The organism is Streptomyces sp. HUAS TT11, assembly GCF_051553595.1.
Taxonomy (GTDB): Bacteria; Actinomycetota; Actinomycetes; order Streptomycetales; family Streptomycetaceae; genus Streptomyces.
This window is the reverse complement of record NZ_CP196184.1, coordinates 8,510,034-8,525,724: the sequence shown is the minus strand read 5'-3', so window position 1 is coordinate 8,525,724 and position 15,691 is coordinate 8,510,034. Positions and strand designations below refer to the sequence as shown.

Sequence of the window (15,691 nt, the reverse complement as noted above, 5' to 3'; positions counted from 1 at the left end):
GTCATCCGATGGGAGCGCACGTGCAGACGGACCGGGAGTTCTGGAGCGGTGTACTGACCGCAGGCGGTTCCACCGCCGTTCCCCGATGGGTGCGGGAGCCGGTGGCCGGTGTGGCCGAGTACGAGACGACTGTGCCGGACGACCTCTCCGAGAAGGTGCGCGGGCTGGCGGAGGCACTGGGCGTGCCGGTCGGCGCGGTACTGCTGGCCGCCCATGCCAAGGTCCTCGCGGTGCTGTCGGGCGAGCCGGAGGTGGTGACCGGCTACGTCACCGGACCGAAGCACGGACCGCTGCCGTGCCGGCTGACGACAGCGCCCGGATCATGGCGCCTGCTGGTGTCGAGGGCTCGTCGTGCGGAGTCCGAGTTGCTGGCCCACCGGGAGTTCCCGGTGGACGGTCTGCGACACGAACTGCGGGTGACCGGGCCGTCGTACGAGGTCGTCTTCGACCCCGCGGGGACCGAGGGCGGACTGGTCGACGACGCGGCGCTGAGCGTGGGCTGGCACGAGGAGAACGGGCGGCTTGTGGTGCGGCTGCGGTATCGCACCCAGGTGCTCGACACCGGGTCCGCGGCCCGGATCTGCGGCTACCACGTGACCGCACTGAGCCTGATGACGGCAGACGCGGACGCCGACCATGCTCGGCAGAGCCTGCTGTCGCCCGAGGAGTTGCAGTACCAGCTCGAAGGACTCGCGGGACCGCGCCGGGAACTGCCGGAAGCACGCGCACACGAACTGTTCGAGCAGCGGGTGCGCAAGCATCCGGACACCGTGGCGGCCGTGCACGGCGATCGCACCTGGACCTACGCGGAGCTCAACTGCCGGGCCAACCGGCTTGCGCGGGCGCTGCTGGCCCGCGGACTGGACCGCGAAGACGTGGTGGCGGTGGTCACCGAGCGCAACCTCGACTGGCTGGCCTCCGTGCTGGCGGTGTTCAAGGCCGGCGGCGTCTACCTGCCGATCGAGCCCCACTTCCCCGCCGGACGGATCGCGGCGACGTTGACACGGGCCGGGTGCCGGCTGGTGCTCACCGAGCCCGGCAGCACGCACAGCCTGGACCAGGCTCTGACCACGGTGCCGGGTGCCGAGAAGCTGCTGATCGAAGACGCCTGCGCGCAGCAGCACGCCGACAGTGACGTCGAGGTCGAGGTCAGTGCCGATCAGCTCGCGTACATCTACTTCACCTCCGGTTCCACGGGCGAGCCGAAGGGGGCGATGTGCGAGCACGCAGGCATGCTCAACCATCTCTTCGCCAAGATCGACGATCTGCGCATCGACGAGGGTCAGTCGGTCGCCCAGACCGCACCGCAGTGTTTCGACATCTCACTGTGGCAACTGCTCGCCGGGCTGCTGGTCGGCGGTCGCACCCTGCTGGTCGAGCAGGAGGCGATCCTGGACGTGGAGCGGTTCGTCGACACGCTCGTCCGCGGCCGGGTCGCCGTGGCACAGGTCGTACCCTCCTATCTCGAGGTGGTGGCCTCGTACCTGGAGCAGCACCCCCACGACCTGCCGGACCTGAGGTATGTGTCGGTGACCGGTGAGGCGTTGAAGCCCGAACTCGTCCAGCGCTGGTTCACGATCAAGCCCAGGATCAAGCTGGTCAACGCCTACGGGCTGACCGAGACCTCGGACGACACCAACCACGAGATCATGGACCGGATGCCGGAGGGCGACCGGGTGCTGCTGGGGCGCGCCGTGAACAACGTGCGCGTCCACGTCGTCGACGAGCACCTGTCGCTGGTTCCGCTGGGCGCCCCCGGAGTGATCGCGTTCTCCGGTGTGTGCGTGGGCCGGGGATACGTCAACGACCCCGAGCGGACCCGCGCCGCCTATCTGGAGGATCCGTACCGACCGGGTGAGCGGCTCTATCTGGGCGGCGACTGGGGGCGCTGGCACCCCGAAGGCAAGCTTGAGTTCCTCGGCCGCCGGGACAACCAGGTCAAGATCCGCGGCTTCCGTATCGAGATCGGCGAGATCGAGAACACCCTGTTGCGGGTTCCCGGCGTGCGCGACGGCGCGGTGGTCGTCGCCGAACGGGCAGGCGGCAGCAAACACCTCATCGCCTACTACACCGGACGGGACCAGCAGGTGGAGGTGCTCCGCCAGGCTCTCGGCGCCGCGCTGCCCGCCTATATGGTCCCTTCCGCCTTCCACTGGCAGGACACCCTGCCGCTGACCGCCAACGGCAAGATCGACCGCAAGGCCCTGACCGCACTGGCCGAACAGGACGCTCCGGCACCCGACGGCGACCCCGCAGGGGACGCGGACCGCCTTCCGCGCACACCCGGCGAGCGCAGGCTCGCGGCCGCCTGGGCGGAGCTGCTGGGCGTCCCCGAACACCGCATCGGCCGGCAGGACCACTTCTTCGACTGCGGCGGCACCTCGCTGACCGCGGTGAAGCTCACCATCGCCCTGAACCGTGCGGTGTCCCTCAAGGACATCACCCGCCACCCGGTGCTGGCCGACCTCGCCGCACTCCTCGACGGCGCACCCCAGCAGCACACGGGGCTGCTTCAGCCGCTGTCGCGGTCCGACGGAGTCCCCGACTGCGCTCTGGTGTGCTTCCCCTACGCGGGCGGCAACGCGGTCAACTACCGGCCGATGGCCGGCGCGCTCGCCGCCGGGGGACCCGCGGTGTACGCCGTCGACCTGCCCGGACACGATCTGGCCGCCCAGGGCGAGCCGTTCGCGCCGTTGGCACAGGTGGCGGAGCAGATCGTCGCCGAGATCACCGGGCGCGGTCTGACCAGGGTCATGCTGTGGGGCCACTCCTCGGGAGCCGCGGCGGCCGTGGAGACGGCGAGGCGGCTGGAGCGGCGAGGAGTCGTGGTTGCGCGGGTGTTCCTCGCGGCTCAACTGCCGGGCACCGCCGGCGACCGGCGCGCGGCCGTCGCCGAGCTGACCGGACTCACCAACACCGAGATCGCCGCGAAACTCACCGCGGACAGCGGCTACACCGAACTCGGTGAACTGAGCGCGTCGCACGCCGAGCATGTCGGTGCCGCCTACCGCCACGACTGTGCCGCCGCACACCACTACTTCGCCGACGCCCTCGAGACACCGCCGACCGTGAAGCTGTCCGCGCCGATCACCGTGGTCATCGCCGCGGACGACCCCCACACGACCGGCTTCCACGACCGATACCGCGACTGGCAGCTGCTGGCCGAGCACGTGGACCTGCACGAGATCGCCGACGGCGGCCACTACTTCCTGCGCACCCGTCCGGTCGAGGCAGCACGGGCCGTCCTCGGTGCGACCGAACTGCTCGCCACCCCCTGATCCTTCCTCGAGCCATCACAGAGACGATCGAAAGGAAAAAGCAGATGTCGTCCTCCTCTTCCCTGGCCTCGCTGCTCGAGGTGGAGCTGGATCCGGACAGGCCTCCGATCCTGCGTGTTCAGGCGCCCGGAGACACGGTCGCCTGGGCGGCAGAGCACCGCGACGCCCTGCGTGCACACGTCACCGAGCACGGCGCGGTGCTCGTACGCGGCCTGGGACTGCGGGACACGGAGCAGGTCCGAGCCGTCTTCACGGCGCTGGCCGGTGAGCTGATGACGGAGAAGGAAGCTTTCGCCCCGCGCGAGAGGTACAGCCAGGGGCTCTACTCCTCCGCCACCTGGCCGGCCAACCAGCCGATGTGTATGCACCATGAACTGAGTTACACCCTGGAGATTCCGGGCCTGATGCTGTTCGCCTGTCTGTCCGCACCCGGCGAGGGCGGGGCGACCGCGGTGGCCGACGCCGAACGCGTCCTGAAGGCCCTGCCCGGCGCACTGACCGAGCGGTTCGAGCGTGAGGGCTGGCTGCTCACCCGCTCCTACAACGACGAGATCGGGGCGTCCCTGGAGGAGTCGTTCGGCACCGAGAACCCCGTGGCCATCGAGCAGTACTGCCGCGACCACGCCATCGAGTTCGACTGGCAGCCCGACGGATCACTGCGCACCCGCCAGCGCCGCAGTGCGGTGGTACGGCACCCGGTCACCGGTCGGCGCTGCTGGTTCAACCAGATCGCCTTCCTCAACGAGTGGACGCTCGCCCCGGAGGTGCGCGAGTACCTGGTGGACATCTACGGCGAGGACGGACTGCCCTTCAACACCCGCTTCGGAGACGGCAGCCCCATCGGCGAGGACGTCGTCCAACTGCTCAACGCCACCTACGAGGACCACACCCGCCGCGAACCCTGGCAGGCCGGAGACCTGATGCTCGTCGACAACGTACGCACCGCGCACAGCAGAGAAGCCTTCAGCGGAGAGCGCCAGGTGCTGGTCGCCATGGCAGAGCCCCAGCGTCTGGCGGACGGCTTCCCGACCCCGGAGGCAAGCCAGCGATGACCCCCACAACCTCCTCCGCCACCCAGCCCACCGCTCGCGACCGGGCTCCGGCACCGACGTTCGCCGTGATCTCCGGCGACCAGGTGCAGCAGGCGCTCCGCGGGCGCGAGAAGCAGATCGTGGAACTGGTCGAGGCCACCTACCGGCTGCACGGCACCGGGGACTCGGTCAACCCGCCGTCCTACTTCCTGCGCTTCACGGACCGCCCCACGGCCAGAATCATCGCCCTGCCGGCCTCCATCGGCGGGTCGGTGAACGTGGACGGCCTGAAGTGGATCTCCAGCTTCCCGACCAATGTGGACGCCGGACTCCCCCGGGCCTCCGCGGTCCTCATCCTCAACGACCACGACACCGGCTACCCGTTCGCCTGCCTGGAGAGCTCGATCATCAGCGCCACCAGGACCGCGGCGTCCGCCGCTCTGGCCGCCGACTGGCTCAGCCATGGCAGGGCCCGCCCCACACGTGTCGGGTTCTTCGGCACGGGGCTCATCGCCCGCTACATCCACACCTTCCTGGCCGGTACCGGCTGGAGCTTCGACAGTGTCGGCGTGTACGACGTCTCGGCCGACAGCGCCGACGGTTTCTGCGGCTATCTGCGGGAAGCCGGCGTCGCGGGACACGCCGCACAGGTGACGGTGCACGACAACGCCGAGGACCTGATCCGTTCCAGCGATCTGGTCGTCTTCGCCACCATCGCCGGCAAACCCCATGTCACCGACCGTGCCTGGTTCGCACACAACCCTCTGGTCCTGCACGTCTCACTGCGCGACCTGGCTCCCGAGATCCTGCTCGACTCCGCCAACTTCGTCGACGACGTCGAGCACTGCCTCAAGGCCGACACCTCCCCGCACCTGGCGGAGCAGCTCACAGGAAACCGCGACTTCCTGGACGGGACACTCGACGACGTCATGACCGGACGAGTGACCCCGCCTGCAGACCGGCCAGTGATCTTCTCCCCTTTCGGACTGGGCGTCCTCGACCTCGCAGTCGGCAACTACGTCTACGACGAAGTCGCCCTGGCCGGACACCTCCACCTCATCGACCACTTCTTCCACGAGCTGCGCCGATACGGCTGAACGTCGGCTCTGGCACCAGGAGGCCACCGTGCCCGTCATCTCCACTCCCTACGCCTTCAACGAAAGCCAGCTGTATGTCGACCTCAAGTCGATCTTCGGGCGCTCTCTCTATCTGAAGTGCGAGGGCTTCAACTTCGCCGGCTCGATCAAGCTGAAGGCCGCGATCGAGATGGTGGAGAGCGCCGAGCGGGATGGGCTCCTGAAGCCGGATTCGGTGCTGGTGGAGTCCTCGTCCGGAAACCTGGGCGTGGCGCTGAGCACCATCGCCGCGAGCAAGGGCTACCGGTTCCTGTGCGTGACGGACTCGCGCTGCAACCTCTCGACCAGACTCCTGATGGAGGCCCTGGGCAGCGAGGTGCACATCATCGCGGACCTGGACGCCAACGGCGGCTTCCTCGGGGCGCGCATCGAGTACGTCCGGGCGCTGTGCGCCTCCGACGACCGGTACGTGTGGCTCAGCCAGTACACGAACCCGGGCAACTGGCGGGCGCACTACCGCAAGACGGCACCGGAGATCGCCCACGAGTTCCCCGGGCTGGAAGTGCTGTTCATCGGCGCCGGCACCACCGGCACCCTGATGGGCTGCGCCCGCTACTTCCGTGACTGGCACCACCCCGTGCGCATCGTCGCGGTGGACAGCGTCGGCTCGGTGAGCTTCGGCGGCGAGCCGGGCCGCCGAATGATCCCCGGCCTGGGCATGAGCATGCGCCCGCCGCTGCTCGACGAGTCCTATGTGGACGAGGTCGTCAAGGTCGAGGAGGCGGACACCATCCGTGCCTGCCACCGCCTCGCCAGGCACGGGTTCCTGTTCGGCGGTTCCACCGGAACCGTGGTCAGCGGCGCCATGCAGTGGCTGTCCCAGAACGAGCCGCGCGACCTCACCGCGGTCGCCATCGCGCCGGACCTCGGCGAGCGGTACCTCGACACGATCTACCAGATCAACTGGCTTCAGGATCTGTACGGCGACGACATACTCGACTTCGACGAGGTGAGCGCCGGTACCCGGAGAGTCGAGCCCAGACGCCGGACGTCGGGTCGGCGGCCGAAGCCGTAGAGCACCTCGTCAGGGGGTACCGGGCGGCACAGGGGGCCGGCCCCATCCGCCCGGGGCGGTCGGCGCCGGGCTCCCCGGCCCACTCAGGCCCGTCAGGCCGACGGGCCTGCGAGGGTACCGAGATCCGTTCCCGGCAGATGGATCCAGCCCTCCTGCCGGGCGGCCTGCCGCTCTTCGGCGGAGCCGGGCCACACCGTGTCCCCGAGCTGGACCGCACGGGCGACCAACGCGCAGACCACGGCATCGAGATGGTCGTGGCTGTCGACGCACCTCTCACGCACCGACTCGGACAGGGACACCTGCAAACCCGCCTCGAGCGCGCCGACGACATGCGCGCGCAGGGCACGCGCCTCGGGCGTGGCGCTCTTGTAGCTACGGGTGAGGCGGATCCCCCATCGCCGCAGTGCGGCCGCCGGGTAGACCTCGGCGACCGGCCCCGAGCCGTCCCGCGGTACGGCGACACCTGCCGCGGTCAGCTCATCCAGGAGATAGGCGGCTCGCAGGGCGACGACCCCCAGAAGGTCGGTGGACACCGACAGCGGAGGGCGCATCGAGGTCGCCTTCCAGGTGAGGTCGTCGGTGAGCCGGAAGCGCAGCGCGTCCAGCCCCGGTCGCCCGTCCGTCCGCTGAGCGAACCGCACGGGAGGCGGCAGTCGTGCGCCCCGGTGGTGCGCGAGGACCGTCGCCACGAAGTCGGACGGCCAGCCCAGCGGGCAGTCGAGCCCGGTCTTGTCGGCCGTCCGGACGAGCGCCGCCAACTCCCCTTCTCCGTGGGGCGTCTCGAACCCGGCGGTGACGGCACGTCCCGGGCCCCAGACCATCCGGCACACCGCGGTGCGCCGGACGCTCGCGGCGAGGTCGACGCCCAACGTCACCGTCTGTCGTCGCTTCATGCCGAGATCATCGCGCATCGCAGGTCCGGACGGGGCGGGACGACGACCACGAGGAGGCGAGCGGGCCGCACCCGCCGGACCGCCGGCGCCGAAGGGACGGACCCGAGCCGCTCGCCCCCGCCGGACACGGGCGGTGCCCCCGCGGTGCCCTGGCCGCCCCGCCCGGTGTGCCCCCGGTTTGCCGGGGCACACGGATCCGGGGAGGTCGAGATGGACTTGAGGGCCATGGCGCATACCGGACGGCTCGAGGGGCGGCGCGCGGCGAGGGGTTCGGTGACACGGGGCGCCGCCCGGGCGGGGCTCACCGCTCGCGGAGTCATCTATCTGCTGATCGGAGTGCTGGCTCTGCGGATCGGGTTCGGGGACGGCGGTCACCAGGCCGACCGCCAGGGTGCCCTGGCCGAGATCTCGGGCGAGCCGTTCGGTTCCGTGCTGCTGTGGGCTCTGGGCATCGGGCTCGTCGGCATGGCGGTGTGGCGGCTGTCCGAAGCCGCGTTCGGATCGGTCGGCCCGGACGGCCGAAAGGCGGGGAAACGGCTGACGGCACTGGCCCGTTGCGTGTTCTACGCGTTCGTGGCCGCCTCCGTGGTGTCCTTCGCGGCGGGCTCCGGTGACGGGGGCGGATCGAGCGACGAGCAGTCCCGGGATGTCACCGCGCGTGCTCTGGGGATGCCCGCCGGCCAGTGGATCGTGGGCGTCGCGGCGGCCGGGATCGTCGTGGCCGGTGTCTGGATCGGTGTGCGGGCCGTACGGCGCGACTACCACGACCACCTCCGGCTCGGCGAGATGACTCCGAAGGTCCGGCGTCTGGTGGACGTGACGGGTGTGGGAGGGGGTGCTGCGCGCGGAGTGGTGTTCGCAGCTGTGGGTGCCTTCGCTCTGCGCGCGGCCGTCGACTACCGGCCCGACCGGGCCAAGGGGCTGGACGACACACTGCGCTGGTTCGCCGGGACCCCGTTCGGACCGTGGCTGCTCGTCCTGGTGGCGTGCGGCGTCGTGCTCTTCGGCCTGTTCTCCTTCGCCCTGGCACGCTGGCGCAGGGTCTGAGAGCCCCCATGTCCGGGGCGACGTAACCGTGCGGGCCGCCGCTCCCCTGTGCCGGCGGCCCGCACGGAACCTGCCGGGCCGGAGACACCGCCCGTCGATCGTGGTCTGCTCGCACGCCTACGCACCGCGGACGGTGAACCCCGCAGGTCGGTGGAGCGACGTACGTCCGTCGATGTTGCTGTTGCCCGGTTGAAGTCTGCGCCGACGTAGTGCTCGGCTGGTATGGGTAGAACTGCGTATGCAGACGGGCGGAGAGGGACACGTGAGAACCGGTCAGGAGCGGGCCTACGAACGTATGTTGTCGGTGGCCGTGGCAGCACTCCAGGAACGGGAACCCGATCGTCTGTGGCCCCTGATGGCATCCGTCCTTCCAGGGGTGTGCGGCGGCGACGCACTGATCTACAAACTGGACGAGTGGAACGAGAGCAGCGGCACGCTGGGCCTGTCCCCGGGCGTCGCCCCGGCGTTCGATCCGCTCGACGAGGATTCCATGGGTCTGCTGCGGGCCGGCTACCCCTTCGCACACCACTACACGGGCGGACACGACCTTGCACCGGTCACGGCACGGCAGGCGGCCGGTCCCGAGTGGTCCACGACTCCCACGGCGCGTCTGATCCACGAGACGATCGACGCGGATCATGTACTCGCCGTTCCGCTGCCCGGCACGACGGCACCGATCACGGGCTGTCTCATCTACCGTTCCGGCACGGACTTCGACGACGACGGCATCCGCTTCGGAAGACGCCTGCAGCCTCTCCTGGCGGCCGTCGAGCAGCACCGGCAACTCCTCACACGCTGGGGGCACGTCGTCGCGGCGGGCGATGCCCCGGCCTCCCCCCGTGAACTGGCCGCCGACTGCGACCTGACGCCGCGCGAGACGACCGTCCTGCTTCTGCTCGGCGATGCCCTGACCGCCGCGGCCATGGGCCGCCGGCTCGGCATATCGGACCGCACGGTTCACAAGCACATCGAAAAGATCTATCGCAAACTGGGCACCCGGGACCGGCTCGGTACGGTGCTCCGTGCCCAGCAGTTGGGCCTTCTCCCCCAGTGCGCGCCTCCCGTCGCGGAAGCGGGCCGGACCTGACGGCCGCTCCTCGGCGCGCCGAGGGGATCCCGCCACCAGACGAAGACCTCGGTGCTCGGGACGCGTTCGGAGAACACTCCCGACGGCGCCGCCCGTTCCAGCAGCCGCCGCAGGTCTCCTTCGAAGTCGCCGCGACGCGCGCCGAACAGGTGCGGAGCGGAGAACGACATCGAGTGGACCCAGGCGACGACATCGTCGTGGGTACGTTCCAGCGGCTGCCCCCCGGGCACGACATGGCGCTGGGGACCGGCGAAGCCCGCCCGGGTGAGCACCGACGCCTCGCCCGCCGGCGTCCCCTTGGGCAGCCGCCCCTGGCCGGCACGCCGCACCGGCCCGAGGTAGTGCTTGATCAGCTCTTCGATCGCGTTGCAGGGCACCGCGGGATGCGGAAGACCGTCGACGTCGCGGGACTCCGTCTTCTCGTCCGAGACATGCACCAGCGCACCCCCGGGCCGCAGGAGGCCGTTGATGGTGCCCGCCACCAGCCCGCGGTCCATCCAGTGGAACGGCTGACCGAAGGTCGCGACGGTGAACGTGCCCAGGTCGGGAGGCATGTCCTCGGCCCGGCACCGGACCCATCGCATCTTCCCGGTCATGCCCGACCCGGCCGCCCCGCGACGGGCTTCCTCGATCATCCCGCGGTCCGGGTCCACACCGACGACTTCGGCGAACAGGTGCGCGAGGGCCAGCGCGATCGTGCCCGGCCCGCACCCCACGTCGACGAGGCGCCCCTGCCCGTCCGGTTCCAGGACGTCCGCCAGCACGTCGGCGAGGCCGGGCGCGTACGGAAGCCGGCCGCGCCGGTAGTAGGCCGCCGTGCCGGCGAACAGCGTCTCGTCCCACTCCCGGCCCGCGACCATGTCCCCCGCCTCTCACGCTCTCCCGCCCGGTTCACTGCGCACGTGCCACGAGGAGGGCCACGTCGTCGTGGTCGTCGGGATGCCGCAGACCGTACAGCAGGAGGTCGCAGGTCTCCTCGAGGGGGCGGCAGGTTTCCCCGAGAAGGCCGAGGAGGAGGTCGAGACGGTCGTCGATGGGGTGGTGGCGGGTCTCGACGAGCCCGTCCGTGTACAGGACGAGCAGATCGCCGGGGTCCAGGTCGACGGTCGTGGTCTCGAAGGCGACGCCCCCGACGCCGAGTGGGGCGCCGGTGGGCAGGTCGAGCAGTGCGGGAGCGCGGCCGGGTCGGGCCAGCGCGGGCGGCATGTGCCCTGCGTTGGCGATCCGGCACCGCCGCTCGTGCGGGTCGTACACGGCGTAGACACACGTGACGATGTAGTGCTCGAGACCGCATGTGATCTTGTCGAGGTGCTGGAGCACGGCGTCCGGTACAAGGTCGAGATCCGCGTAGGCGCAGGTGGCGGTGCGCAGGCGTCCCATGGTGGCGGCGGCGTCGATGCCGTTGCCCATGACGTCGCCGACGACGAGCGCGGTCTTGTCCCCGTTCAGGCTGATGACGTCGTACCAGTCTCCGCCGACTTCGCTGGTGGCCTGGGCCGGCTGGTACCGGGTGGCGAGTTGCAGCCCCGTCCGGTGCGGCGGGTGGTCGGGCAGCAGGCTGCGCTGGAGGGTGAGCGCGGTGTTGCGCACGCTCTGGTACCAGCGGGCGTTGTCGATCGCCACGGCGGCGCGACCGGCGAGCTCGCTCGCCAGGACGACGTCGTCCTGGTCGAACGGAGCGGGGTTGTCGGTGCGTTTGAGGTCCAGGGCTCCGAGCACCTCGCCGTGGGCGATCAGGGGTACGGCGAGATAGGAGTGGACACCGGCACGGGCCAGCAGTGAGGTGGCCTCCGGGTCGCGGCCGATGCGCTCGAGGTCGCCGGGGGCCACGTGGCGCACCAGCACCGGCCTGCCCGTGTGGACGCACAGCGTCACCAGGCGATCACCCGCGTAGGTGGCGAGGTCTCCCGGCGGGTCGGCGGCCCGCAGTGCCACGGAGGGCTGGGCCGCCTTGAGGGCCAGGGCCCGGAACAGCTCCGGACCGTTGTCGGGTGCGCTGGTACGACGGCAGGCGAGCACGGAGTCGAGGACGTCCACGGCAACCACGTCGGCGAGTTCCGGCGTCGCGATGTCGGCCAGTTCCCGGGCTGTCTGCTCCACCTCGAGGGTGGTTCCGACCCGCACGGAGGCTTCGGCGATCAGCGCCAGACGGCGGCGTGCCCGGTCGGCCTCGGTGGCCGCACGGTGCCGTTCGGTGACGTCCACGACCGAGGTGGCGGCGCCGAGGACCCGCCCGCCGGGGTCCTCCAGGCGGTAGAAAGAGAGGGACCACGCACGGTCCTGGTCGGGGTCGGCGGGCGTACGCCCCACGGCGTACTGGTCGAGCACGGGGCTGCCGGTGGCCAGCACCTGGCGCAGGGCGGACTCGATCGTGTCCATGTCGGGGAGGGTCAGCATCTCCCTCAGATGACGGCCGATGTGTTCATGGGCGGGGATGCCGTCGATGCGCTCCAGGGCGGGGTTGACCAGGAGGAAGCACAGGTCGGGGTCCATGAGCGCCAAGCCGATCGGTGACTGGTTGATCAGCCGCTCGCACAGCGCCAGGTCGGTCTCGACGCGCTGAACGGTGGTGTGGTCGGCCGCGATCCCGAGGGCATAGACCTCTCCGGCGCTGTCGAGCAACCGCATGTTGCGAAACTCCATCAGGCGCGTGTGGCCGTCCTTGTGCCGGATGGGGTAGGCGCCGGCCCAGCTGCGGCCGGTCTCCAGCACCTCGATGAAGAGACTGAGGACCGACTGCAGGTGCTCCGGCTGGATCAGCAGGCGCGCCGCGTAGGTACCGAGCGCCTCTTCCGCGCTGTAGCCGAAGAGTTCCTCGGCCTGCGGACTCCAGAAGACGATGCGCCCACCGGAGTCCAGTACCACCGCGCCGACGCTCAGCATGTCGAGCAGTCCGCTCTGGCGGGGCGTGCCCGGGCCCGTCCGGTCTCCGTCGCGCTGGAGGGATTCGTCTGTCATCCCAGGTCTCCTCCACGTGCCGCGGCGCGACCTGCTGCCCTTTTCCGCACAGCTCCATGCCGGGGCCTGGCTTCGGGTACTTCCATGCTGCCTCCGGCCGAGTACCCTGCCCAGCCCAGGACGTGGCGCGGGCACCCGCAGTCGTGCCCGGTGACGCAGCGGATCCAGCGGCGACGGGCTCCGTGAACGTCAAGGGCGTGCCGGTGACACGGAGACCCGCCGAGAGTGCAGCCGGCGCCGGCAAAGGCCTGGGGCAGCCGATTCGCCGATACCCGCGCGCGTCCGGGTGTTGTTGCGGTCCCCAGGGCTGCTCCCGGCCGGAACCCGGTAGGTGTCAGTCGTGGGCGCAGCGCGTCGGGCAGTCGCCCGCTCTCTCGTCCCCGCGCCATGAAGCCGAATGCGAGGTGTTGTGGGATGGGCGAGATGATCCTGCCGGTGGCGATCGTGCCGGCCACGGTCTTCGGCGTGGCGGCGGCCGTCAAGTCGACCGACCTGGAGGGTCTGCCCCGCGCCCTGGTCGACTTCGGTCTGCCGCCCCGGACGGCGGCCCCGCTCGGTCGGCTCCTCGTGACGTGCGAGTTCGCCGTCGCCCTGGCACTCGTCGTGCCCCCGTGGGCGCGTGTCGGCGGGCTGGGGGCACTCCTTCTGCTGACCCTGTTCAGTGGTGTGATCGCGCTGAACCTGATGCTCGGACGGACCCCTGTCTGCGACTTTTTCGGAGGGCTCAAGGCCGTTCCGGTCGGCTGGTCGACCGTCGCCCGCAACGCGCTCCTCGCCGTTCTCGCGGCATTCGTCGCCGCCGACGGACATCCGCACTGGCTCTTCGCGGGGCTGGCGGTCGTGATGTCGGCGCTGTGGGCCGGGCTGTGGGCCAAGGAGACCGGGGAGGTGCGAGCGGGCCTGTTCGCACCCGCGTTCTCGCTACGGGACGAGTCGGGCCGGACCCGGACCCTGTGCGACTTGCTGGCGCCGGGACGCCCGCTCCTCCTCGTCTTCAGCGATCGCCCACCGGGCCCTCACACCGCGCTGCTTCCCCAGGTGGCCCGATGGCAGCGGACGCACGGGGACAGTGTGACGATCGCCGTCGTGAGCGGCGGCCCGCACACCGTGCCCGTCGCCGCGGGCGGCGGCGACGGACCACGACGGCTGCTGGCGGACCCCGGCCGCCGGACGCACACCGACTACGGGGTCACCGCCACCCCCGCCGCGGTTCTGATCGGCGCCGAGGGGATCGTCGCGGCCGCGCCGGCGGTCGGCGCGGCGGAGATCGGCAAGCTCGTCGCCAAGGCGCTCCGGCTGCACGGCAGGCCGACGGTCGCCGGGCGGGTGGTGCTGTTCGCGTCGGCGGCACTGGTCCCCGCCTTCACCACGGTCTGCGGGGCGGACTCCGACGTCGCTCCGCTCGGACGGCCACCGGTCCGGCACGGTTAGGCGCTCTGTTCGAATCAGTGGGTCCGCGTCACGGGTCCGGCGTGCGGTGGCGGTCCGCCCCCGGGACCTTGCGGCACCGGGCGCCTGTCCCGGCCCCGCGACCAGCCGTATCTCCCGCGACCCGGGTGCGGTCCGCCCTCTACGATCGCCCGATACGACCGGACGGAACAGCGGGGGCGGACGTGCGCGAGGACATCGAGGATCACGTGGCTGCCGGACTCCGGCCCACCCGGCCCGCACCCCTGCGGAGCGTGCTGCGCGCGACCGACGCGGACGACTGGCTGGCACTGGACGTCCGAGTGCGTGAGGAATCGTGGTACGGCTCGGCCACCCAGGCCCAGGAGAGGACCGCCGCACCCCTGCTCCTCGAGCTGACACGGCTGGGCCTCGCCCAGCCGGCCTCTGACCTCTGCCACCGCAACGGTCGGGTCCGTGAGAGAGCGGTGGGTCGGGCATGGTCGTACCCCGGACTGCTGCCGCTGATAGTGATCCGCTGCGCCGACTGGGTCGAACCGGTCCGCGAGCGCGCCCGGGACCTGCTGCACGAGGCCCTGGACATGGACGCAGCCGTCGACCTCGCACCCCTGATCCTGCGCACCGGCCGCCGCGGCAGAGGTGCGTTCGGGGTCGGGCTGCTCGAAGAGGTCCTGCGCCGGGCACCGGCCACTGGTCTCACTGCGCTCCTCGCCTCCCCCGACCGTGCCGTACGCCGGTTCGCCTACCGGCTGGCCATCGGACAACGGATCCTGCGCCCGGCCGAGTTGGCACGTGCCGCCGCCCGTGACGAGGACGCCGTCGTCCAGGATCTGTGCTCCGACGCGGCGCTCATCGCCCTCAAGGACAGTGAGGCGTACGACGATGTGCTCGGGCCCTTGCTCAACGCTCGCAGCCCGCGTGCCCGTTCGGCCGGGGTCACCGCGCTGCGGCAGGCCGGGCGGCCTGAACTCGCGGTCCGCTTCCTCGCGGACCGCTCCGCACTCGTACGTGCCTACGCCCGGTACGTGATGCGACAGCACGGAGGCGATCCGACGGTCTGGTACCGCGACCGGTGCGCGGCACCGGACGCTCCCGGGCTGCCCCCCGGGGCGGTCATCGGGCTGGCCGAAAGCGGCGGCCGTACGGACGCGGGTCTGCTCCGGCCGATGCTGGCCCACCCGGCGGCCGGGGTACGGGCGCACGCGGTGGCCGGGCTGCGGATCCTGGACCTCGTGGACGCCGAGCGGATGCGGCCGCTGCTGGACGATCCGGCGCCCTGTGTCGTGCGTGAGACGACCCTGGCTCTCCTGCCGTCGTCGAGGGACGTGCCCTTGGAATGGCTGCTGGAGCGCACCGGCCCGGGGCGACCGCGGCACGTACGGCTGGCGGCGTTCCGGCTGCTCGACGCCCGCGGCGGTGTGGAGGCGCTGCGGGTGGCGGTCGAACTGCTGGACGACGGGGACGCGAAGCTGCGCACCTGGGCCGCACAGTGCGTGCAGCGCTGGCGCCCGTCGGTGGACGTGCCACGCGGGGACCCCGAGGTGCGGCTGCTGCTGGACCGTAGCCGGCATCTGTTCAGCGACCACGCGCTGCGTCGACTCAAGTGGGAGGCCGGGGTGGGCGGTTGAGACCGCCCCGGTCACGGTGGACCGACGGAGTCCTGAGCTTCCCCCGACCGGGGGACGGCCACGTCGGTGAGCACTCCCGCCGCTGCCGCGCCCGGGCCGGCCCCGGCCGCGGTCACTCGTGGCGTGGCGCCTCGCGGTCCAGGACCGCGCGCCGACGGGGACGCGATCCGATGCGGGAATCGCTCGACTCGGCGCCGACTCACCGCCTCGA

Annotated in this window: 11 protein-coding genes; 8 read left to right on the top strand and 3 right to left on the bottom strand. The window is 71.1% G+C overall.

Annotated features, from left to right (window positions below; all coding sequences use genetic code 11):
* Window positions 1-8: 8 nt before the first annotated feature.
* The 4 genes from ACSHXN_RS38360 to sbnA are packed head-to-tail and all read left to right on the top strand — an operon-like array spanning window position 9 to window position 6,460.
* Complete coding sequence (locus ACSHXN_RS38360) at window positions 9-3,278, top strand: non-ribosomal peptide synthetase (RefSeq protein ID WP_438305557.1); 3,270 nt, start codon at window positions 9-11, stop codon at window positions 3,276-3,278.
* Between the two features lie 44 nt (window positions 3,279-3,322).
* Window positions 3,323-4,330, top strand: a complete 1,008-nt coding sequence (locus ACSHXN_RS38355; protein ID WP_355131556.1) for a TauD/TfdA family dioxygenase — start codon at window positions 3,323-3,325, stop codon at window positions 4,328-4,330.
* On the top strand, window positions 4,327-5,406 hold the full coding sequence (gene sbnB, locus ACSHXN_RS38350) for a 2,3-diaminopropionate biosynthesis protein SbnB (protein WP_355131558.1): 1,080 nt from the start codon (window positions 4,327-4,329) through the stop codon (window positions 5,404-5,406). Before ACSHXN_RS38355 ends, sbnB begins: the two co-directional genes overlap by 4 nt.
* Before the next feature lie 28 nt (window positions 5,407-5,434).
* On the top strand, window positions 5,435-6,460 hold the full coding sequence (sbnA, locus tag ACSHXN_RS38345; RefSeq protein WP_355131560.1) for a 2,3-diaminopropionate biosynthesis protein SbnA: 1,026 nt from the start codon (window positions 5,435-5,437) through the stop codon (window positions 6,458-6,460).
* 92 nt (window positions 6,461-6,552) lie between these two features.
* Here the strand turns inward: sbnA and ACSHXN_RS38340 are convergent, their stop codons facing one another.
* Window positions 6,553-7,353 carry a DUF429 domain-containing protein gene (locus ACSHXN_RS38340; protein ID WP_355131562.1) on the bottom strand — a complete coding sequence of 267 codons (801 nt, stop codon included), beginning with the start codon at window positions 7,351-7,353 and terminating at the stop codon, window positions 6,553-6,555.
* Window positions 7,354-7,563: 210 nt separating this feature from the next.
* Between ACSHXN_RS38340 and ACSHXN_RS38335 the strand changes: the two genes are divergently transcribed.
* Together ACSHXN_RS38335 and ACSHXN_RS38330 are read left to right on the top strand one after the other, a co-directional pair.
* Window positions 7,564-8,400 (top strand): DUF1206 domain-containing protein, encoded by an 837-nt coding sequence (locus ACSHXN_RS38335; RefSeq protein WP_438305554.1) that lies wholly within the window; start codon window positions 7,564-7,566, stop codon window positions 8,398-8,400.
* A gap of 295 nt (window positions 8,401-8,695) precedes the next feature.
* Complete coding sequence (locus ACSHXN_RS38330; protein WP_383353616.1) at window positions 8,696-9,487, top strand: helix-turn-helix transcriptional regulator; 792 nt, start codon at window positions 8,696-8,698, stop codon at window positions 9,485-9,487.
* On the opposite strand, the gene ACSHXN_RS38325 is transcribed toward ACSHXN_RS38330, so the two are convergent.
* Complete coding sequence (locus ACSHXN_RS38325; RefSeq protein WP_438305552.1) at window positions 9,379-10,347, bottom strand: class I SAM-dependent methyltransferase; 969 nt, start codon at window positions 10,345-10,347, stop codon at window positions 9,379-9,381. The two genes, ACSHXN_RS38330 and ACSHXN_RS38325, sit on opposite strands and share 109 nt — an antisense overlap.
* Before the next feature lie 31 nt (window positions 10,348-10,378).
* Complete coding sequence (locus ACSHXN_RS38320) at window positions 10,379-12,445, bottom strand: SpoIIE family protein phosphatase (RefSeq protein WP_438305550.1); 2,067 nt, start codon at window positions 12,443-12,445, stop codon at window positions 10,379-10,381.
* Window positions 12,446-12,859: 414 nt separating this feature from the next.
* Between ACSHXN_RS38320 and ACSHXN_RS38315 the strand changes: the two genes are divergently transcribed.
* Window positions 12,860-13,876, top strand: a complete 1,017-nt coding sequence (locus ACSHXN_RS38315; RefSeq protein WP_438305548.1) for a MauE/DoxX family redox-associated membrane protein — start codon at window positions 12,860-12,862, stop codon at window positions 13,874-13,876.
* 206 nt (window positions 13,877-14,082) lie between these two features.
* Window positions 14,083-15,480 (top strand): hypothetical protein, encoded by a 1,398-nt coding sequence (locus ACSHXN_RS38310; protein WP_438305546.1) that lies wholly within the window; start codon window positions 14,083-14,085, stop codon window positions 15,478-15,480.
* Window positions 15,481-15,691: the final 211 nt, after the last annotated feature.